This window comes from Mesorhizobium sp. MC2-1-1, assembly GCF_057597255.1.
Map to the genome: position 1 here is coordinate 1,365,127 of NZ_CP195205.1, position 19,272 is coordinate 1,384,398.

Annotated in this window: 16 protein-coding genes, 1 tRNA gene and 2 pseudogenes; 11 read left to right on the forward strand and 8 right to left on the reverse strand. The window is 64.2% G+C overall.

The genetic code is table 11. From position 1 onward, the window contains the following. The 3 genes from ACR64R_RS06860 to ACR64R_RS06870 all read right to left on the reverse strand — a co-directional run bounded on the left by ACR64R_RS06860 (position 1) and on the right by ACR64R_RS06870 (position 2,865). A complete protein-coding gene (locus ACR64R_RS06860) occupies positions 1–1,299 on the reverse strand; it encodes a M24 family metallopeptidase (RefSeq protein WP_487360930.1) in 1,299 nt (432 codons plus the stop codon). Positions 1,300–1,453: 154 nt separating this feature from the next. Next, positions 1,454–2,431, reverse strand: a complete 978-nt coding sequence (locus ACR64R_RS06865) for a GlxA family transcriptional regulator (RefSeq protein WP_487360931.1) — start codon at positions 2,429–2,431, stop codon at positions 1,454–1,456. Then, positions 2,428–2,865, reverse strand: a complete 438-nt coding sequence (locus tag ACR64R_RS06870) for an NUDIX hydrolase (RefSeq protein WP_487360932.1) — start codon at positions 2,863–2,865, stop codon at positions 2,428–2,430. Before ACR64R_RS06870 ends, ACR64R_RS06865 begins: the two co-directional genes overlap by 4 nt. A 90-nt stretch (positions 2,866–2,955) precedes the next feature. On the opposite strand from ACR64R_RS06870, the gene ACR64R_RS06875 reads away from it, so the two are divergent. After that, entirely contained in the window at positions 2,956–3,465 is a 510-nt protein-coding gene (locus tag ACR64R_RS06875; protein ID WP_487360933.1) for a GAF domain-containing protein, read from the forward strand. A gap of 38 nt (positions 3,466–3,503) precedes the next feature. Here the strand turns inward: ACR64R_RS06875 and ACR64R_RS06880 are convergent, their stop codons facing one another. Then, positions 3,504–4,565 carry a YeiH family protein gene (locus ACR64R_RS06880; protein ID WP_487360934.1) on the reverse strand — a complete coding sequence of 354 codons (1,062 nt, stop codon included), beginning with the start codon at positions 4,563–4,565 and terminating at the stop codon, positions 3,504–3,506. A 352-nt stretch (positions 4,566–4,917) separates the two neighbouring features. Between ACR64R_RS06880 and ACR64R_RS06885 the strand changes: the two genes are divergently transcribed. The 3 genes from ACR64R_RS06885 to ACR64R_RS06895 all read left to right on the forward strand — a co-directional run bounded on the left by ACR64R_RS06885 (position 4,918) and on the right by ACR64R_RS06895 (position 7,374). Further along, positions 4,918–5,382 (forward strand): GNAT family N-acetyltransferase, encoded by a 465-nt coding sequence (locus tag ACR64R_RS06885; protein ID WP_487360935.1) that lies wholly within the window; start codon positions 4,918–4,920, stop codon positions 5,380–5,382. A gap of 142 nt (positions 5,383–5,524) precedes the next feature. Then, positions 5,525–6,958, forward strand: coding sequence for an aldehyde dehydrogenase family protein (locus tag ACR64R_RS06890; RefSeq protein ID WP_487360936.1), 1,434 nt, complete (start codon positions 5,525–5,527; stop codon positions 6,956–6,958). Positions 6,959–7,020: 62 nt separating this feature from the next. Further along, the gene (locus tag ACR64R_RS06895; protein ID WP_487362392.1) at positions 7,021–7,374 is read left to right on the forward strand and encodes a LysR family transcriptional regulator substrate-binding protein; all 354 of its coding nucleotides are present in this window, start codon (positions 7,021–7,023) and stop codon (positions 7,372–7,374) included. A 36-nt stretch (positions 7,375–7,410) separates the two neighbouring features. Here ACR64R_RS06895 and ACR64R_RS06900 read toward each other — a convergent pair. Both ACR64R_RS06900 and ACR64R_RS06905 read right to left on the reverse strand, forming a co-directional pair. Continuing rightward, positions 7,411–7,484: transfer RNA gene (locus ACR64R_RS06900), tRNA-Gln, on the reverse strand. Between the two features lie 205 nt (positions 7,485–7,689). Continuing rightward, entirely contained in the window at positions 7,690–8,622 is a 933-nt protein-coding gene (locus tag ACR64R_RS06905) for a lysylphosphatidylglycerol synthase transmembrane domain-containing protein (protein WP_487360937.1), read from the reverse strand. Between the two features lie 253 nt (positions 8,623–8,875). On the opposite strand from ACR64R_RS06905, the gene ACR64R_RS06910 reads away from it, so the two are divergent. Together ACR64R_RS06910 and ACR64R_RS06915 are read left to right on the forward strand one after the other, a co-directional pair. Beyond that, the gene (locus ACR64R_RS06910; RefSeq protein WP_487360938.1) at positions 8,876–10,219 is read left to right on the forward strand and encodes a Ppx/GppA phosphatase family protein; all 1,344 of its coding nucleotides are present in this window, start codon (positions 8,876–8,878) and stop codon (positions 10,217–10,219) included. A 55-nt stretch (positions 10,220–10,274) separates the two neighbouring features. Then, a pseudogene (locus ACR64R_RS06915) lies at positions 10,275–10,967 on the forward strand (RlmE family RNA methyltransferase); the annotation flags it as partial. Positions 10,968–11,065: 98 nt separating this feature from the next. Here the strand turns inward: ACR64R_RS06915 and ACR64R_RS06920 are convergent. Then, positions 11,066–12,487: an MFS transporter gene (locus ACR64R_RS06920; protein WP_487360939.1), complete on the reverse strand. Its 1,422-nt coding sequence runs from the start codon at positions 12,485–12,487 to the stop codon at positions 11,066–11,068. A 239-nt stretch (positions 12,488–12,726) separates the two neighbouring features. Here ACR64R_RS06920 and ACR64R_RS06925 point away from each other — a divergent pair. The 4 genes and pseudogenes from ACR64R_RS06925 to ACR64R_RS06940 all read left to right on the forward strand — a co-directional run bounded on the left by ACR64R_RS06925 (position 12,727) and on the right by ACR64R_RS06940 (position 15,845). Further along, positions 12,727–13,180 (forward strand): annotated as a pseudogene (locus ACR64R_RS06925) (PIN domain-containing protein). A gap of 141 nt (positions 13,181–13,321) precedes the next feature. Continuing rightward, positions 13,322–14,824 carry an IMP dehydrogenase gene (gene guaB / locus ACR64R_RS06930; RefSeq protein ID WP_487360940.1) on the forward strand — a complete coding sequence of 501 codons (1,503 nt, stop codon included), beginning with the start codon at positions 13,322–13,324 and terminating at the stop codon, positions 14,822–14,824. 43 nt (positions 14,825–14,867) lie between these two features. Further along, positions 14,868–15,416: a hypothetical protein gene (locus ACR64R_RS06935; protein ID WP_487360941.1), complete on the forward strand. Its 549-nt coding sequence runs from the start codon at positions 14,868–14,870 to the stop codon at positions 15,414–15,416. A 9-nt stretch (positions 15,417–15,425) separates the two neighbouring features. Beyond that, the gene (locus ACR64R_RS06940; protein ID WP_487360942.1) at positions 15,426–15,845 is read left to right on the forward strand and encodes an MAPEG family protein; all 420 of its coding nucleotides are present in this window, start codon (positions 15,426–15,428) and stop codon (positions 15,843–15,845) included. Positions 15,846–15,882: 37 nt separating this feature from the next. Here the strand turns inward: ACR64R_RS06940 and rnd are convergent, their stop codons facing one another. After that, positions 15,883–17,034: a ribonuclease D gene (gene rnd, locus ACR64R_RS06945; RefSeq protein ID WP_487360943.1), complete on the reverse strand. Its 1,152-nt coding sequence runs from the start codon at positions 17,032–17,034 to the stop codon at positions 15,883–15,885. A 360-nt stretch (positions 17,035–17,394) separates the two neighbouring features. Between rnd and aspS the strand changes: the two genes are divergently transcribed. Continuing rightward, a complete protein-coding gene (gene aspS, locus ACR64R_RS06950; protein ID WP_487360944.1) occupies positions 17,395–19,191 on the forward strand; it encodes an aspartate--tRNA ligase in 1,797 nt (598 codons plus the stop codon). Positions 19,192–19,272 lie beyond the last annotated feature (81 nt).

A 19,272-nucleotide genomic window follows, 5' to 3' on the forward strand; every position in this document is an offset into this window, starting at 1 on the left:
TTACTTGTCAAGAAACTCATCTTCATACGGGAAGCGCGACAGCAGTTCGGTGCCGGTCTCGGTGATCAGGATCTCGTCCTCCAGCTTGACGCCCTCGCGGCCGCCCTTCTCGCCGATATAGCTTTCCACGCTCACCACCATGCCCGGCACCATAATGCCGTCGCGCCCATAGGTCGCGTAGTCCATGGAATGCGCGATGAAGGGTGTCTCGCCATGCATGCCTACGCCGTGCATGACCGAGGTATAGCGCTGGTCGACGAAGCGTTCCGGGATCTTCCAGGCCTTTTCGGCGATCTCGCGGAAGGCCATCCCTGGTTTCACGATCCCGATATTGTGCTGCACCTGGTCGTACGCCATGCGGTAGAGCGACTTCTGATAGGGGGTCGGCTTGCCCGGGCCGCAGCGAAAGGTGCGCGAGAAGTCGGAGAAATAGCCGTAGCAGCCGATCGTATCGGTATCGAGCGCGACCAGTTCTCCCGGCCTGATCTTGCGGCCGCTCGCCTCGTTGAACCAGGGATTGGTGCGCTGGCCCGAACTGAGCAGGCGGGTCTCGATGAATTCGCCGCCCTGGCGGATCACCTCGTGATACATGATGGCGAAGAGCTCGTTTTCGGAAACCCCGGGCTTGATCGCCTCCCGCACGGCCGCCACCGCGGCTTCGGCGCCCGCCATCGAGACCTGCAGGCATTTCACTTCCTCGGGCGTCTTCACCGCGCGCACGGCAAGGATCTCGCCTTGGCAGTCCTTCACCTCGCAGCCGCGATTTTCCAAGGCCAGCGCCTGCAAATGGCTGCATCGGTCGAGTCCGAGCTTCATCGAGCCGCCGCCATGCTTCTTCAGAAGCTCGGTGATCTCGTCGGCGAACGGCCCCGCGGTCTCGTCGTCGCGCCCGGAGACGGAGGACCATACCAGCTTCGACGGCCGCGCCTCGTCGATCGTGTCGAGCACCATCGAGACATGGTAGCTCTGCGGATATTCGAACAGCACGATCGGCCCTTCGGTGGGGATGAAGAAGTAGCGCGTCGAGTTACGCAGGAAGTAGCCGAACATGTTGCGCGAGCCGGTGGCGTAACGCTGGTTGTAGGGATCGAACAGCACGACGCCGCCGTAGCCCGCCTCGCGCATCCAGGCGCGCAACTTGGCAAGGCGGCCCTTGCGCAGCGCGTCGGCGTCGATGAAGGACGGCTCGGTGTCGGACAGCCACATGCCGCCGGCGGGATCGGCCGCGGCCGGGTGGCGCATGCGGTCCTTGAAGTCCACATCCTCGGTGCTGTCCGGGTCGAAAACGACGATGCTCATGGGTCCCTGGCCTTGGTGGATTGCAAGCCTGGACCATGGCGCAGGAGCGCGACACGAGTTGTGCGAAAGGCCGCACATGTTGTGCCGGATACCGCTCCGTTAGATGCGGGGGCCAAATACTGCGGCCGCTGTCCGCGACCAATGGGCCGAATTCCTAATGCCGCCGCATCGCCTTGGGCGCGTGCCCGTGCTCTTCGCGAAACGCCCTTGCAAAGCTCGACATCGAGGCGAACCCGCAGGCCAGCGCCACGTCGCGCACCATCAGCGTCGAATGCGCAAGCAGGTCGGCTGCCCGCTTGAGCCGCAACCTCCGGTAATATCCGTTTGGCGAGACGTCCAGTTCGGCGCGGAAATTGCGCTCGAGCTTGTCGGGCGACACGCCGAGCCGTTCCGCCAGCTCCGCCATACCGAGCCTTTCCTCCACCGCGTCCTCCATGATGGCGATGGCCGAGAGCACCAGCTCGTTCTGGACGCCGGTGCGCAGCCTGAGCGGCATCAGCTTGCGGTCGACAGAGGACCGCAAGGGCGAGTGCACAAACCATTCGGCGACGCCCGCCGCGATCTCGGCGCCGTAATCCTGCGTGATGATTTCCAGCATCATGTCGAGGCTGCCGACGCCGCCGGCCGAGGTAAAGCGCTTGCGGTCGATGACGAACAGATCGCGGCGAAGCTCGATGTCCGGAAAAGCCTCGGTAAAGGCGGCCTGACTCGTCCAGTGCAAGGTGCAGGCATGGCCGTCGAGCAGGCCCGCTCGTGCCAGGAAGAACGCCGCATCCGCCACGGCGCCGATATGCGCGCCGCCGCGCAAGCTTTTGCGGATCCAGTTCATCGCCTCGTCGGCAACGAGATGGTCGGCATCGCCGCCGGAGCAGACCACGATGCGATCGACTTTTGGCGCATCGGCTGCTGAAAAGCCCGGCTGGATGGCGACGCCGTTGGACGCCTCGATCGTGCCTCGATCGGCGCCGACGATCACCCAGCGATAGCAGTCGCGCCTGGCAAGGACGTTGGCGGCGCGCAGCGGCTCGATGACCGAAGAAAACGCCATCATCGGAAAGCCGGGAAAGACCAGCACCGCGAAGGTTACGGGCGCTTCGTGCGTGGCCTGCTTTGCCTGGCTCCGCCCGCTCATGGCTGGCCGTAGCGCAGCACGATCTCGGCCGTCAGCGGGGCGAGGTCGGTGCCGCTTGCCAGTTCCCGGCTCAACCAGATCATCTCTTCGATTTCGGCCGCCGGGATCGGCTCGCCGGTGATGGAGAGTTCGAAGAGCTCGGCTTCGACGCGGGCATGCGGCTCGTTGGCAGCGGGCGCCGAAAAGGAGCCCAGATGCGAAGCGTCGGCCGGATCGACGAGGATGCCCAGCTCCTCGCGCAATTCGCGCGCAAGGGCGGCGGCGGGTTGCTCGCCCGGCTCGATCTTGCCGCCGGCTTGCATGAAGGCGCTGGTGCCGCGCTTGCGCACCAGAAGCAGCCTGCCGTCGTCGTCGCGGATGACCGCGGCGGCGATCCGGATCGTCCTGGCCGTCGTTGTCCTGGCCTGTACTGTGCTGAAATGGCTTGACGTCACGATAGGCTGTTTCCCGGCGGCGGTTTTGGTGGCACAGAGAGGCGGACTGTAGCGGGCCGTGCGGCCGGCTTGCAACGGAGAGACAACACGATGTTCGCGGCAACGGCAATCGACACGAGCAATAAGCCTGCCTTCTACAAGGAGTTGGCCACGCAATTGAAAGCGCTGCTGGAAGGCGAGGGCGATTCCATCGCTAACGCCGCCAACACGGCGGCGCTGATCTACCAGATGGTGCCTGACCTGAACTGGGCAGGCTTCTACTTCCTCGCCTCCGAGGACGAGCTGGTGCTCGGGCCTTTCCAGGGCAAGCCGGCCTGCGTGCGCATCGCCGTTGGCAAGGGCGTCTGCGGCAAAGCCATCGAGCTCGACATGTCGATGCTGGTCAAGGACGTCAACGAATTTCCCGGCCACATCGCCTGCGACGCCGATTCGCGTTCGGAACTGGTCGTGCTGTTGCGCGATGCCGAAGGCGCCTTCGGCGTGCTCGATCTCGACAGCCCGCTGCCCGGCCGCTTCGACAAGGAAGACCAGGCAGGCATAGAGAAGCTCGCCGCGATCTATGTCGCGGCGTGTGAGTTCGAGGACGATGACGGGGAATAGGGCATATGGGATTGCGGCGGGCGCGCCTCACCGCAATCTCAGGCGAACCTGACCAGCATCAGGCTGAAGGCGGCGATGAAGATGAAGGCCGAGCAGGCCAGAATCAGTGGCTTCAGGCCACGCGAGCGCAGCTGGGAAATGTCGGCATGAAGGCCCATGGCGGCGAGCCCCATGGTCAGCATCACTTGCGCGGCCAGGGCGACTGCTGAACGGACCTCGCCCGGGATCGCGACAAGGCTGTTAAGCGCCACGACCGCGACGAAGGCTACGACGAACCAGGGCATCGGCGGCTTGGCGCCGGAAGCGTCGGCGCTGCTACGGCGCGCCATGACGCCGAGCGCGATCACCATCGGCGCCAGCATGGCGACCCGCGTCAGCTTGGCGACTGTCGCGGTTTCGCCGGCAAGGGTGCCGTTCTGGAAGCCGGCGCCGATCACCTGCGCCACCTCATGGATCGAGGCGCCGGCCCACAGACCGAACGCATGCTGGTCGAGGCCGAAGACCGGCGCCATCAGCGGGAAGCCGAGCATGGCGATGGTGCCGAACAGCGTGATGGCGGCAACGGCATAGGTTACGTCCTCGTCGCGGGCATCGGTGACGATGTTGGTGGCGACGATCGCCGAGGCGCCGCAGATCGAGGTGCCGGCGGCGATGAGCTGCGCGAGCTTGCGGTCGACGCCGATCAGCCGGCCGAGCGTGATGGTGAAGAGGAAGGTGGCGCCGAGCGTGGCGGCAACGATGCCGACGCCGCCAAGGCCGATGCCTGCCACCTGGCCGAGCGTGAGCTGGAAGCCGAGCAGCACGATGGCGAAGCGCAGCAGGCGCTTTTGCGAAAAGCCGATGCCGGCCCTGGCGTGGGCGGGCAGGCCAAGCACATTGGAATAAACCATGCCGGCGACGACGGCGAGGATCATCGGGCTGAACAAGGTGAGGCCGGAGAAGCCGCGCGCGGAATAGGCGACGGCCGTGATCATTGCCACCAGGACCAGCCCGGGAACGACCACGGCCGGGACCGAGGTCAGGGTGGGGCGCGTGCGGTCCGCGTCGGCCGGGTTCAGGCGGCTTGGAAGATCGTTCGCGGTGGCGGGCAGGAAGGACAATTGAATTCTCCAGGCGCTTTCGCAGCCGAAATGCCATTCCGTAACCAATCTTTCCAGCGAATTATTTGAGTTACAATGATCGATTTTTCAGAATGATCTGGATACAAGCCGGGATTGCCGGACAGGGCGGTGCAGCTTCGTGTCGACGCGGCCGGCTTGACAGCGTGCCGGCTCCCGGTCCAGCTTCGCCCCATGACCGCCTTTATCGCAACTCCGCAGCGACGCCGCCGTTCGAAGGAGCGGCAAGCTGACTGCGTGGAGACAAAGGCCGGCTAGCAAGTCACCCGGTTCGTCCCATCCCCAGCCCGCCCATCGCGACGATCGGCGGGTTTCTTGCATTTGGAGTACATGAATGAGCATCGTCTCTTCCATCGGGTTTCGGTCGGCGGCACCGGCGGATGCCGCCGCCATCAAGGCCATCGTGCGCGCGGCTTATGCCAAATGGGTGCCGGTGATCGGCCGCGAGCCCTTGCCGATGCGCGCCGACTACGACAAGGCCGTTCGCGAGCACCAGTTCGAACTCGCCATCGAGGATGGCCGCATCGTCGGCCTGATCGAGACAATCGCGCATGACGATCATATCTGGATCGAGAATGTGGCCGTTACTCCCGAGGCGCAGCGCAGGGGTATCGGGCGCCAGCTGCTCGACAGCGCAGAGCGCACAGCTGTTGAAGCAGGCCTCCGCGAGCTTCGGCTGCTGACCAACGGCGCTTTCAAGGCCAATGTGTCGCTGTACAAAAGGCAGGGCTATGCGGTCGATCGCGAGGAGCCGTTCATGAACGGCACGACGGTCTATATGAGCAAGAGGTTGGCGTGACGGTGGCTTCGCCAAAACGGATGTGCTGGCTTAATAGGGCGCGCTTGCGTTTGACAGAACACATGCCGCATCGTTATCTCTGACGGTATACGACGACAACATCGCCACAATCGAGCAAAAGCGGCCCTCAGGGAGCGAAACCATGTCACACAATCTGCAGTTCTATATCGATGGCGCCTGGGTCGATCCGGTCGTGCCGAAGACTCTCGATGTCATCGACCCCTCCAACGAAGACGCTTTCGCGCAGATTTCGCTCGGCTCCAAGGCCGATGTCGACAAGGCGGTGGCCGCCGCCAAGCGGGCTTTCGCCACTTTCGGCTTCACCTCGGTCGAGGAACGGCTCGATATCCTCAACCGCGTCATCGAGATCTACAAGAAGCGCAGCAAGGACCTCGCGCTCGCCGTCTCGCGCGAGATGGGCGCGCCGCGCCAGATGGCGCTGGACAGCCAGGTCGGCGTCGGCCAGGCGCATCTGGAGAAGATGGCCGAGGTGCTCAAGACCTTCCAGTTCCGCCACGTCAAGGGCTCGTCGCTCATCGTCAAGGAGCCGATCGGCGTCGTTGGCCTGATCACGCCGTGGAACTGGCCGCTCAACCAGATCACCTGCAAGGTCGGCCCCGCGCTCGCCGCGGGCTGCACCATGGTGCTGAAGCCATCCGAGATCGCTCCGCTCGACGCCATCATCTTCGCCGAGATAATCGACGAGGCCGGCGTGCCGGAGGGCGTCTTCAATCTCGTCAACGGTGACGGTCCGGGCGTCGGCCAGGCTTTGGCCAGCCATCCCGATGTCGACATGATGTCGTTTACGGGATCGACCCGCGCCGGCATCCTGGTCGCCAAGGCGGCCGCCGATACGGTCAAGCGCGTGCATCAGGAGCTCGGCGGCAAGTCGGCCAACATCCTGTTCCCCGATGTCGACCTGGAACGTGCCGTCACCAAGGGCGTCGCCGGCTGCTTCGGCAACAGCGGCCAGTCCTGCAACGCGCCCACCCGCATGTTCGTGCCGCGCGACCGTCACGACGAAGCGGCAGGCTACGCCAAGAAGGCGGCGGAAAAGTTCACCGTCGGCCCGGCCGACGCGCCCACCTCGAAGCTTGGCCCGGTGGTCAGCCAGATCCAGTTCGACAAGATCCAGGACCTGATCCAGAGCGGCATCGACGAGGGTGCGACGCTGGTCGCCGGGGGGCCGGGCCGTCCGGCCGAGCTCAATCGCGGCTACTATGTCCGTCCCACGGTCTTTGCCAACGTCACGCACGACATGCGCATAGCGAAGGAAGAGATCTTCGGGCCGGTGCTGTCGATCATGCCCTACGACACGGTCGAGCAGGCGGTCGAACAGGCCAACGACACCGTCTACGGCCTGGCCTCCTACATCCAGGCCAAGGACATCGAGAAGGCGCGCGCCGTGGCTGCCCGCATGCGCTCCGGCAATGTCTACATCAACTACCCGACCTGGGACGCCGGCCTGCCTTTCGGCGGCTACAAGCAGTCCGGCAACGGCCGCGAATATGCCGAATATGGTCTGGAGGATTTCCTCGAGATCAAGGGCATCGCGGGGTATGAGGCGGCGGAGTAGGGGTTACGCGTTGGCAGCCTGAGGCCAGGGCTTGGAAGCAGCTTCAGAAAGGCGCGGTCGAGCTGGCTGACGAGGATGTGCTTGCCGAGCCTTTCATCCGCTTTCCCTCGGGAACGACGTCGGGCAACTGGCTCGCCACGATGTCCGAGCGGTCCGGCCTGCAGCCGAGAACCGTCGCCGAGGTGCGCCAGCTTATGACCGGCTGCCAGCTCGCGCAGGAGAACATCGGCCTGACCGTCGTGCCCGAGATCGCCGCCAGGTCATGCCCGCTGCCGGGCCTTGCCGTGATTCCTTTGCGGGACGGCCTGCCGCCGAGAAAGCTGGGGGTGGTGACAAGCGAGTTTCACCAGCCGTCGCAATTCGAGAATGCCGTTCTCTCGCAGCTTCGCGAAATGACGTGGCCGTCCCGGGGGTAAGTGAAGCGAAGGCTTTTGATGTCTTGGAGGAAAACTTGGCTGGGGAACCTGGATTCGAACCAGGACTAACGGAGTCAGAGTCCGTGGGTCTACCGTTAACCTATTCCCCAGCAGGCGCGTCTGGTATCGCGCGAAGCGGGCGGCTCATGTGCCGCGAGCGCTGCCTTGTAGCCGCCATCCCGAAATAGTCAAGCCCGCTGTCGAGTTCAACCGCAGCCTTTTTGAAGCCTTTGTCCCACGCATGTCGGTCGCCCAAAGTCGCTCGGCGCTTTTGAGCGGCATGCATTGCCCGCTCGGCCGGGCGGGCGTAAGGCCTCAGCTTTCGCGGCGGCTGTATTGGGAATGCTCGAAATAGAGCACCACGCCAAGACCGACCAACAGCGGAATGATCAGATAGAACAGACGGAATACGAGGAGCGCGGCGAGCACGCCGACCGGATCCATATCGGAAAGGCCTGTGAGGAAGACGACCTCGAATACGCCGAGAGCGCCGGGCGCATGCGAAAGAAGCCCGATCGAGAACGACACCATGAATACGCCGAGCACGACGAAATAGCCGGGATTGCCGGCCTCCGGCAGGGCGAAATAGATGATCGCGGCGGCGCCCAGCAGTTCGACCGGCCCGATCAGCAATTGCCGCGCGACGATCGGCAGCGCCGGATAGTGCACCTGGAAGCTGCCTATCTTCAAAGGTCTCAGCCGCAGCCAACTGCCGAAGGCATAGGTCCCGACGAGGATGAGCATCGCTAGACCCGCGGCGAATGCCGCGCCGTGATGCGGGGCGCCCGTGAAACGGTCGATGATCTGCGGTTCGAGAAGAAGCACCAGGCCGCCGAGAAAGACGCTGGACAGGATGAAGGTGAACCAGCAGATCGCCACCAGCACGCCGATCTCCTGGCCGGTCAGCCCGCGCGTGCCGTAGGCGCGATACCGGATCACCGCGCCGGAAAACACCGAGCCGCCGATATTGTGCGACACCGCGTAGGTGGTGAAGGAGCAAAGCGTGACGAACAGCCACGACACTTTCTTGCCGATATGCAGGAGCGCAATGTGGTCGTAGCCGGCCAGGGAGGCATAGGCAACGACGGAACTCAGCGCCGCCAGCACCCAGCCGCGCGGCGGGATGGCGGCGATGCCGGTCCAGAGGTCGTTGAGCGAAATGCCGCGCAGTTCGTGGACGAGCAGCCAGAGCGAGAACGCCACGGCCGCGATGCCTATGACCGGCCAGACATAGCGCCTCCAATTCATGGCGTCGTCATCATGCGTTGCAGCTCATTCGTTCGGATTGGCCCGGTGTGCCCGTATATGGTGGTTTTCAGACATGCCTGATTGAAGCCGGCTATTCAACCGGCAAGACATTACCCAACGTGATGCAAGCAAAATTCGAACCAATGCGCTCTTGGTGATTGCGAGGGGCACTGCTACTCTGTCGCCAACTTGAAACAAATCAAGGTGCCTGCTGCGTCCGTTTGCGGTTCGCGCGGCGCCGGAAGGAACTGAAGTGGAAGACCACGACACCGGCGCGGGCGCGTCGGCAGTGGGCATGTCCGGGACATCGCCGAAGGAGTCGGCGGGCCTTCCCGCGGGGCGTTTCAGCCGCCACGCAGGCGGGCATGCCAGGCACGCCGACCAACGACAAACTGGCGCTGGCCGGGCTGACCAGCAAGGCGATCCGACCAAAGGCAAGACGCGCAAGCGTCGCAAGCGCAGGCGCGGCCGCAAGGTGTTCGCGCGCGACGAGAACGGCGCCGTGCAGCATGCCGCGCCTGCCACCACCTCTGGAGGCCAGGTTCAGAGTGCGCCGCCGCGGATCGAGCCACGGCCGCCGCTCCAGGCCCCGCCGCGTCCGCCGCAGCAGGAATTGCCGGTTTTCGCCGCGCTCGACCTCGGCACCAACAATTGCCGCCTGCTGGTCGCCGTGCCCGGCCGCCATGGCCAGTTCCGCGTCATCGACGCCTTTTCGCGCATCGTCAGGCTGGGCGAGGGGCTGACCGCCAGCGGCAGGCTCAGCCAGGCCGCGATGGATCGCGCCGTCGAGGCGCTGAAGATCTGCGGCGAGAAGCTGCGCAACCGCAAGATCAGGAAAGCCAGGCTGATCGCCACCGAGGCCTGCCGTTCGGCCGCCAACGGCGTCGAGTTCCTGGGACGCGTCGAGCGCGAGGCCGGGTTGAAGCTGGAGATCATCGACCGCCAGACCGAGGCCCGCCTTGCCGTTTCCGGCTGCGGCTCTCTGATTGAGCGCGACACGCAAGGCGTGGTGCTGTTCGACATTGGCGGCGGCTCGTCGGAGATCGCGCTGATCGACCTGACCGGAAGGCGCTCTCAGCGGCTCGCCAACCACATTGTGTCGTGGACCTCCCTTCCTGTTGGCGTGGTATCCCTCGCCGAGCGCTTCGGCGGCCGTACGGTCACGCGCGAAACCTTTGCCGCCATGGTCGACGACGTCGCCGCGCGGTTGCGGGTCTTCGATGGCCGCGACCGGCTCGCGCATGTACTGGCCAGCCCGAACTTTCATCTGCTTGGCACCTCGGGAACGGTGACGACGCTGGCCGGCGTGCATCTCGATCTCGAGCGCTACGACCGCCGCCGCGTCGACGGGCTCTGGATGGACCGCGACAGCGTCGACCGCATGATCGAGCGGCTGATCGGCTGGGATTTCCAGCAGCGCTGCGCCAATCCCTGCATCGGCGCCGACCGCGCCGATCTCGTGCTTGCCGGCTGCGCCATACTGGAGGCGATCCGTGGCGTCTGGCCGTCCGAGCGGCTGCGCGTCGCCGACCGCGGCCTGCGCGAGGGTATCCTGAGCGAATTGATGGCCGATGACGGCGTCTGGCGCAAAGCATGATCCCCAGAAGTGGAAGCCGGGTTTTGGAAAAGATCATGCGCGAGAGAGAGCGGCGATGACGAAGAAGCCGGAAAAGCCCGGCTCGGCCGGCATGCGCGTGCTCAAGACCAGGATCAAGAAGAAGAGCGGCTTGAAGGAATCTTCGCGCCGCTGGCTCGAGCGTCACATGAACGATCCATATGTGCAGCGCTCCAAGGCCGATGGCTACCGCTCCCGCGCCGCCTACAAGCTGATCGAGATCGATGACAAGCACCATTTGCTGAAGCCTGGCATGAAGGTGATCGACCTCGGCGCCGCGCCCGGCGGCTGGTGTCAGGTGGCGGCCGCGCGGACCAAGTCGACGGCGGAAAATCCGCATGTCGTCGGCATCGACTATCTCGAAATGGACGCGGTTCCCGGCGCCGTTATCCTGCGGATGGATTTCCTCGATCCGGACGCGCCGCAGAAGCTCGCGGAGGCGCTGGGTGGCCAGCCTGACGTTGTGCTGTCCGATATGGCGGCGCCCACCACCGGCCACCGCCGCACCGATCATCTGCGCACCATGCATCTGTGCGAAGTCGCGGCCGAATTCGCGCTGCATGTGCTGAAGCCCGGCGGGCATTTCCTCGCCAAGACATTTCAGGGCGGCGCCGAGAATGAGCTTTTGTCACGTCTGAAGCAGAATTTCCGCTCGGTCCATCACGTCAAGCCGCCTGCTTCCAGGGATGAGTCGGTGGAGCTTTATTTGCTGGCGAAGGAGTTCAAAGGGTAAGGATCTGGTCCGACGCAAGGCGGATCAAAACGTCCGGCGGACGTTTTGAAAGATCCGAACGCCCGGAGCCATGGCGGAGGGCAGGGCGCCAGCCGCTACTTTCCCGCCGACCCGACCGACTCCAGCGTCTTCGGCGTGGTCAGCCGGCCATGGCCGGACACAGCATTGCCGGCGTCCGGCGTCAGCCGCATGAAGGTGATCGAGGCCGCCGCCGAGACGGCAGCGACGATGAAGAAGGCGATGTGGAAGTCGCTCAAGGTCAGCGGTCCGCCATGGACCGAGGTCGACACTTCGAGGATGCCGCCAGCCAGCGCCACGCCGAGCGCGATCGACAATTGCTGGAAGACCGCCGTGATCGGCGTCGCCTTGCTGGTGTCTTCGGCCGAGATCTCGGCATAGGAAAGCGCATTGACCCCGGTGAAGAACATGGAGCGGATGAAACCGCCGACCAGAAGGATCGCCAGCATCAGCGCATAGGGCGTATCGGGTGTGAAAAGTCCGTAGATGGCGATCGAGCCCGCGGCGATCAGCGCACCCCAGATCAGCACGCGTCGGAAGCCCGCGAGCCGAAAAAGCAACGCTGTGACGAATTTCATGCCGATGGCGCCGACCGCCGAAACGAAGGTGATCATGCCGGATTGGAACGGCGTCAGCCCGAAGCCGATCTGGAACATCAGCGGCAGAAGGAACGGCACCGCGCCGATGCCGATGCGAAACAGCGAGCCGCCGAGAACGGAGGATCGGAAGACCTGGTTGCGGAACAGCTCCAGCGCCAGCAGTGGGTTCCTGGCGCGGCGGGCATGGATGAGATAGAGCACGCCCGAGACCACGCCGACGGCCACGGTGATGAAGCCGGCCATCGGCGGCAGCGCCGGCAGGCTGACGACGGAAAGGCCGAAGACCACGCCGGAAGCGGCCAGCCCCGAGAGCACGAAACCGGGGAAATCGAGCGGCGGCGTCTCGGCCGGTTCGGTTTCCGGCAGATAGCGCGTGGCGAGCCACATGCCGGCGAGGCCGATCGGCACGTTGATCAGGAAAATCCAGTGCCAGGTGAAGTAGGTGGTGATGAAGCCGCCGATCGGCGGGCCGACCAGCGGGCCGACCAGCGCCGGCACCGTAAGCCAGGACATCGCCGCCACCAGCTCGTTCTTCGGCGTGGCGCGCACAAGCACCAGGCGTCCGACCGGCGTCATCATCGCGCCGCCCATGCCTTGCAGGAAGCGCGACACCACGAAGGCCGGCAGCGAATTGGCGAAGGCGCAGGCGACCGAGCCGGCGATGAAGACGCCGATGGCGGCTCGAAACACGTTCTTGGCCCCGAACCGGTCCGCCATCCAGCCACTGATCGGAATGAAGATCGCCAGCGAGACCAGATAGGCCGTCAGCGCCAGCTTCAGCGCGATCGGGCTGGTGTGGATGTCGATGGCGATCGCCGGCAGCGACGTCGCGATCACGGTCGAATCCATGTTCTCCATGAAAAGAGCGACCGCTAGTATGAGCGGGATGATGCGGTTCAAGGGAGCGCCCTGACTTGTATTCGCGATACGAGGCCTAGCTTTGGGGGCGAGCCGGCTTGCCGGGCGGTTATCACGCATTGGACCAGGTGTCGCATTAAATTGCTGTCACTTTTGCGCGACCGCAACCGCTGGTGGCAATCGCATAGCCCACGACGCTTGCCAAAGGCGGGCTCAGTTTAACAACAGCAGATCGTCGAAACCGGAGGATGGACGCGCGACGAGCTTTACGAGGACAGCTAGTGAAGGTCGCCCTCGACACCAATATTCTTGCCTGTGCGGAGGGATCAACGGCGCTGAAAAGCGCGATATCGTGCTCGAACTGTTGCGCCACGTTCCACAAGAGGCTGCTGTCATTCCGATCCAGGTGATTGGCGAACTCTATCATGTGCTTGTCCGCAAGGCCGGGCGATCGCCGGAAATGGCCCGCGACGCGCTCCCTGAGCCGGCGTGACGCATTTCCCGTTGCGGGAACGACGCCCGAGGCGATGGTGACGGCAGCCGATCTGGCCGCTGATCACCATTTTGGCATCTGGGATGCGGTTATTCTTTCGACGGCCTCTCAGACGGATTGCCGGCTGCTTCTGTCCGAGGACCTGCAAGACGGCTTTACCTGGGGCGGCGTGGCCGTCGCCAATCTCCTTGCCGATCGATCCGCATCACGCTTTGCTCGATGCCTTCCTGGGCGCCGGCTAGCATCCTGGCATCCCGCGCAACGATCGGCTTTTCTTCCATCCCCGGACGTGTTACCAGCCAGCGCCAATCCTGAAAGGGAAGATGAGAGTCGGCGCTGCCCAAATCGGTCCAGCGCCTTTTGCGCATTCAAAAGGACTGGCCATGTCAAAAATCATCGAAACGTCAACCGGCGCGCTGGCGCTGACCTTTGACGACGTGCTCCTGCAGCCCGGCCATTCCGAAGTCATGCCGGGCGAAACCGACATCCGCACCCGCATTGCCGGCGATATCGATCTCAACGTGCCGATTCTCTCGGCGGCCATGGACACCGTCACCGAGGCGCGGCTGGCCATCGCCATGGCGCAGGCCGGCGGCATCGGCGTCATCCATCGTAATTTCTCGCCGGCCGAGCAGGCCGAGCAGGTCCGGCAGGTGAAGAAATTCGAATCCGGCATGGTGGTGAACCCCGTCACCATCGGCCCGGACGCCACGCTAGCCGACGCATTGGCGCTGATGCGTTCCAACGGCATTTCCGGCATTCCGGTGGTCGAGAATGGCGGCGCCGGCGGCCACACCGTCGGGCGTCTGGTCGGCATCCTCACCAATCGCGACGTGCGCTTCGCCTCCGATCCGGCGCAGAAGGTCTACGAGCTGATGACCCGTGAGAACCTGATCACGGTCAAGGAGAATGTCGATCAGGAGGAGGCCAAGCGCCTCCTCCACCAGCACCGCATCGAGAAGCTGGTCGTGGTCGACAGGAAGGGCAACTGCGTCGGCCTGATCACCGTCAAGGACATCGAGAAGTCGCAGCTCAACCCTCATGCCACCAAGGATGCGCAAGGGCGGCTGCGCGCCGCCGCCGCCACCAGCGTCGGCGATGACGGTTTCGAGCGCGCCGAGCGCCTGATCGACGCCGGCGTCGACCTGCTTGTCATCGATACCGCGCACGGGCATTCGCAGCGCGTGCTCGACGCCGTCACCCGGGCCAAGAAGCTTTCCAATTCAGTACGCATCCTGGCCGGCAATGTCGCCACCGCCGATGGCACGCAGGCGCTGATCGATGCCGGCGCCGACGCCGTCAAGGTCGGCATAGGCCCTGGTTCGATCTGCACGACCCGAATCGTCGCCGGCGTCGGAGTCCCGCAATTGTCGGCGATCATGTCGGCGGTAGAGACGGCCAGCAAGGCCGGCGTGAGCGTGATCGCCGATGGCGGCATCAAATATTCGGGTGATCTCGCCAAGGCGCTGGCCGCCGGCGCAAGCGCCGCCATGATCGGCTCGCTGCTTGCCGGCACCGACGAGAGCCCGGGCGAGGTTTATCTGCACCAGGGCCGCTCCTTCAAGGCTTATCGGGGCATGGGCTCTGTCGGCGCCATGGCGCGCGGCTCGGCCGATCGCTACTTCCAGGCCGAGGTCCGCGACACGCTGAAACTGGTTCCGGAGGGCATCGAAGGGCAGGTTCCCTACAAAGGACCTGTGGCTGGCGTGCTGCACCAGCTTGCGGGCGGCCTGAAAGCCGCTATGGGTTATGTGGGTGGACGCGATCTTGCCGACTTCCGCGAGCGCGCCACCTTTGTGCGCATATCCAATGCCGGACTTCGTGAAAGCCACGCCCATGACGTCACGATCACCCGCGAAAGCCCCAACTATCCGGGCGGAATTTGATCGGGAGGCCGATCGGTCCGACCGCCAGGGCCTGTGGCATGGCTTGAGTGTCGCGGTGCTGCGGCTGTCGCGGCACGCAGCGGCGCTCTCGATCGCCTCGATCACGCTTTTCCTCATCATGACGGCGCTGGAGTTTCTCTATTTTGAGCGCCTGAGCGGCGGCCTGGCCTCGCTCGACATGCGCATCGCCGGCTTTACGCCTGACGAAGGCATGGCCTGGCTCACCGCACTCGGCCGGCGGGGCGGCGAGATCATCATCGTCTGGCACTATTTGACCTTCGATCTATTGTTCCCGGCGCTGCTGTCGCTGACGCTGGTCAGCATCATCCTCGTGTTCGGACGGCGTCTCAGCACTTTCCGCGCCATGCCGGCCCAGTTGCAGGCATTGTTCTCACTGGTCCTGGTGCTTCCCTATTCGATAGCCGACTACGCCCAGAATTTCGCCGTGGCGCGCTTGCTGTCTGATTTCCAGTCGGCCAATCCCGATTCGCTCGCCTTCGCTTCCACGTTGACCGTCACCAAATTCGCGTTGCTGGCTATCCCGGTCTTCGTCATTGCCGTCTTCGCGCTGGCCGGGCAGCGGCGACGCTGAGGGCGGCAGATGCGCCAGACCGCCATCTTCTGGCCAATGCTGGCGCATGTGCTGCTGGTCTACATCGTCTATCTGGTGATGTTTAAGCGGCGCTACGAGGCCGTGAAGTCGGGCGAGGCCAGGATCAGTCAGTATAAGGTCCGCTCGACCGAGCCGGCCTCCAGCGTCACTGTCGCCAACAACCTGATCAACCAGTTCGAGCTGCCGGTTCTCTTCCACGTGCTCTGCCTGGCGCTGTTCCTCACCAACGGCGTGAACTATCTGACGCTGGCGCTGATGTGGCTCTTCATCGTCACGCGCTACATCCACGCCTGGGTGCATCTCGGCCGAAACGATGTGCTTCGCCGCAGCCGCGCCTTCTTTGTCGGCGCGGGCTTGCTTCTCATCACCTGGATCTGGTTCGCGCTCCACCTGCTCGGGGCGGTTTGAACGCGATTTTCCTGCTCTCCGCTTACGGGAGGCGGCGCTACAGGTTGAACACCGCGATCCGGCGCTTGTCGAATTTGATGCCGATCTCGCCGCGTACCAGCCTTAGCGCCTGCTCTCCGAAGACGGTGCGCCGCCAGCCCTGCAGCGCCGGCACGTCGGCTTCGTCTCCCTCGGCCGCTATGCGGTCGATATCGTCGCTCGAGGCAAGCACCTTGGTGGCGACGCCTTCCTTCTCGGCGACGATCCTGAGCAGCACCTTGAGCAGTTCCGCTGCCGCGCTCGATCCCTCCGGCGGCTGGACGCTTTTCGGCAGTTTCGGCATCGCGTCCTTGGGCAAGGCAAGCGCGGCGTTGACCGCGCCAAGCAGCGCGGTTGCCGTAGCGGAGCGTTCCCAGCCTTTCGGCGTCGTGCGAAGCTTGCCGAGGGCGGCCGTATCGCGCGGAGCCTGCTGCGCGATCTCGTAGATCGCATCGTCCTTGAGCACGCGGCCGCGCGGGACGTCGCGCTCGCGCGCCTCGCGCTCGCGCCAGGCGGCCACCGCCTGGACGATCGCCAGCTCCTGCGGCTTTCGCAGCCGCATCTTGAGTCGTTTCCAGGCATCCTCGGGATGTGGGTCGTACGTCTCGCGCGAGGTGAGAATATCCATCTCCTCGTTCAGCCAATGGGCGCGGTCCTCGCGCTTCAGCTCAGCGCTGAGATGCTGGTAGACCTCGATCAGGTGGGTAACGTCGGCAAGCGCGTATTCGAGCTGCTTGTCGGAGAGCGGCCGGTGCCGCCAGTCGGTGAAGCGCGACGACTTGTCCAGCCGCGCTCCCGTGACCTTCTGGACGAGCTGATCGTAGGAAACGCTGTCGCCAAAGCCGCAGACCATCGCGGCCACCTGCGTATCGAACACGGGATGCGGCACAAGATCGCCGAGATGGACGATGATTTCGATGTCCTGGCGCGCTGCGTGGAAGACCTTCAGCACCGCTTCGTTGGCCATCAGCCGGAAAAACGGCTTCAGGTCGATGCCAGGCGACAATGGATCGATGAGCGCCTCGATTCCGGGCGCGGCAATCTGGATCAGGCAAAGGATCGGCCAGAAGGTCGTCTCGCGGATGAATTCGGTATCGACGGTGACGAATTCCGACTTTTCGAACGCCGCGACAACGCTCTCAAGTTCTTCCTGTGTGGTGATGATGTGCATTAAATCGCTTTTTGGCACAAATATTAAGCCTCTTTCAATTTCAGCCGCGCGCGCTTTCGTCAAGCGCCGCAACGTAATCACGCACCGCAACTTTTCGCGCGATGGCAATACCAGCTGGCTGGAAAGGATCGTCCGGGCCGCTGCAGCGGCGCGTGTCCCGTGGTAGATGCGATCGCGGAAAGGAGCGCGCGTCCCTCGGCGCTCGCAGATTTAAAAAGCCGGGGCGCGCAAATCCACTTTGCCTGGGCGGACGAGGCGGCGGGCCCGTGTGACCGATCGCCTTGACAAAGCCTGCCTCTCATGCGCTTTTCGCGCCAATTTTCAAGCCGGGCTGGTGCCCGCGATTTCCGGACTTTACCCATGACCACGCATCGTTACCGCAGCCACACCTGTGCCCAGTTGAGAAAGAGCGACGTCGGTAATTCCGTGCGCCTGTCTGGCTGGGTGCATCGCGTGCGCGATCATGGCGGACTGCTCTTCATCGACCTGCGCGACCATTACGGCCTGACACAGATCGTCGCCGATCCGGATTCGCCGGCCTTCAAGGTGGCCGAGACGGTGCGCGGCGAATGGGTGATCCGCGTCGACGGCGAGGTCAAGGCGCGCCTGCCGGAGACGGTGAACGCCAACCTGCCAACCGGCGAGATCGAGATTTTCGCGCGCGAGATCGAAGTGCTGTCGGCCGCCAAGGAACTGCCGCTGCCGGTCTTCGGCGAGCCCGATTATCCAGAAGACATCCGCCTGAAATACCGCTTCCTGGACCTGCGCCGCGAGACGCTGCACAAGAACATCGTGGCGCGAACCAAGATCATCGCCGAGATGCGCAAGCGCATGGGCGAGGTCGGCTTCACCGAATTCTCGACGCCGATCTTGACGGCATCCTCGCCGGAAGGCGCGCGCGACTTCCTGGTGCCCTCGCGCATCCATCCCGGCACCTTCTACGCGCTGCCGCAGGCGCCGCAACAGTACAAGCAGCTGATCATGGTCTCCGGCTTCGACCGCTATTTCCAGATCGCGCCCTGCTTCCGCGACGAGGATCCGCGCGCCGACCGTCTGCCCGGCGAATTCTACCAACTCGACCTCGAAATGAGCTTCGTCGAGCAGGACGATGTGCTCTCCACGATGGAGCCTGTTCTCCGCGGGGTCTTCGAGACGTTTGCCGGCGGCAAGCCGGTGACGCAGAAATTCCGCCGCATCCCCTACGACGAGGCGATGCGCACCTATGGTTCCGACAAGCCGGACCTGCGCAACCCGATCGAGATGCAGGCGGTATCGGATCATTTCCGCGGTTCCGGCTTCAAGGTTTTCGCCAACATCCTGGCCAATGATGCGAAGGCGGAAGTCTGGGCGATTCCGGCCAAGACCGGCGGCAGCCGCGCCTTCTGCGACCGCATGAACTCGTGGGCGCAGGGCGAAGGCCAGCCGGGGCTGGGCTACATCTTCTGGCGCAAGGAAGGCGACAAGCTCGAAGGCGCCGGCCCGATCGCCAAGAATATCGGCGAGGAGCGCACCGAGGCGATCCGGCAGCAGCTCGGCCTCGCCGATGGCGATGCCGCGTTCTTCGTTGCCGGCGATCCGAAGAAGTTCGTCGCGTTTGCCGGTGCGGCGCGCACCCGCGCTGGTGAGGAACTGAACCTCGTCGACCGCGAGCGCTTCGAGCTCTGCTGGATCGTCGACTTCCCCTTCTTCGAATGGAACGAGGACGAGAAGAAGATCGACTTCGCCCACAATCCGTTCTCCATGCCGCAGGGCGGCATCGACGCGCTCAACGGTCAGGAGCCGCTCGGCATCAAGGCCTTCCAGTACGATATGGTCTGCAACGGCTTCGAGATCGCATCGGGTGGCATTCGAAACCACCTGCCGGAAACCATGGTCAAGGCTTTCGAGATGGTCGGCCTGGACCGCGCGACGGTGGAAGAGCGCTTCGGCGGCCTCTACCGTGCCTTCCAGTACGGCGCGCCTCCGCATGGCGGCATGGCAGCGGGTGTCGATCGCATCGTCATGCTGCTCGTCGGCGCCAAGAACCTGCGCGAGATCACCATGTTCCCGATGAACCAGCAGGCCTACGACCTGCTGATGAACGCGCCGTCGGAAGCGACCCCGCAGCAGCTGCGCGAGCTGTCGTTGCGCGTCGCGGTGGCGAAGAAGGAAGGCTAGGACCCAGAGCCAAGCCTTTCTTTTCTGGCGATGAATCGGCCACAATAGAAAAGCCCGGCATCGCTGCCGGGCTTTTGCTTT

What these genes read in the sequence shown, in the direction of transcription:
- ACR64R_RS06860 (WP_487360930.1), bottom strand. Translation starts at nt 1,299, where the DNA reads ATGAGCATCGTCGTTTTCGACCCGGACAGCACCGAGGATGTGGACTTC.
- ACR64R_RS06865 (WP_487360931.1), bottom strand. Translation starts at nt 2,431, where the DNA reads ATGAGCGGGCGGAGCCAGGCAAAGCAGGCCACGCACGAAGCGCCCGTA.
- ACR64R_RS06875 (WP_487360933.1), top strand. Translation starts at nt 2,956, where the DNA reads ATGTTCGCGGCAACGGCAATCGACACGAGCAATAAGCCTGCCTTCTAC.
- ACR64R_RS06885 (WP_487360935.1), top strand. Translation starts at nt 4,918, where the DNA reads ATGAGCATCGTCTCTTCCATCGGGTTTCGGTCGGCGGCACCGGCGGAT.
- ACR64R_RS06890 (WP_487360936.1), top strand. Translation starts at nt 5,525, where the DNA reads ATGTCACACAATCTGCAGTTCTATATCGATGGCGCCTGGGTCGATCCG.
- ACR64R_RS06905 (WP_487360937.1), bottom strand. Translation starts at nt 8,622, where the DNA reads ATGAATTGGAGGCGCTATGTCTGGCCGGTCATAGGCATCGCGGCCGTG.
- guaB (WP_487360940.1), top strand. Translation starts at nt 13,322, where the DNA reads ATGTCAAAAATCATCGAAACGTCAACCGGCGCGCTGGCGCTGACCTTT.
- ACR64R_RS06940 (WP_487360942.1), top strand. Translation starts at nt 15,426, where the DNA reads ATGCGCCAGACCGCCATCTTCTGGCCAATGCTGGCGCATGTGCTGCTG.
- rnd (WP_487360943.1), bottom strand. Translation starts at nt 17,034, where the DNA reads ATGCACATCATCACCACACAGGAAGAACTTGAGAGCGTTGTCGCGGCG.
- aspS (WP_487360944.1), top strand. Translation starts at nt 17,395, where the DNA reads ATGACCACGCATCGTTACCGCAGCCACACCTGTGCCCAGTTGAGAAAG.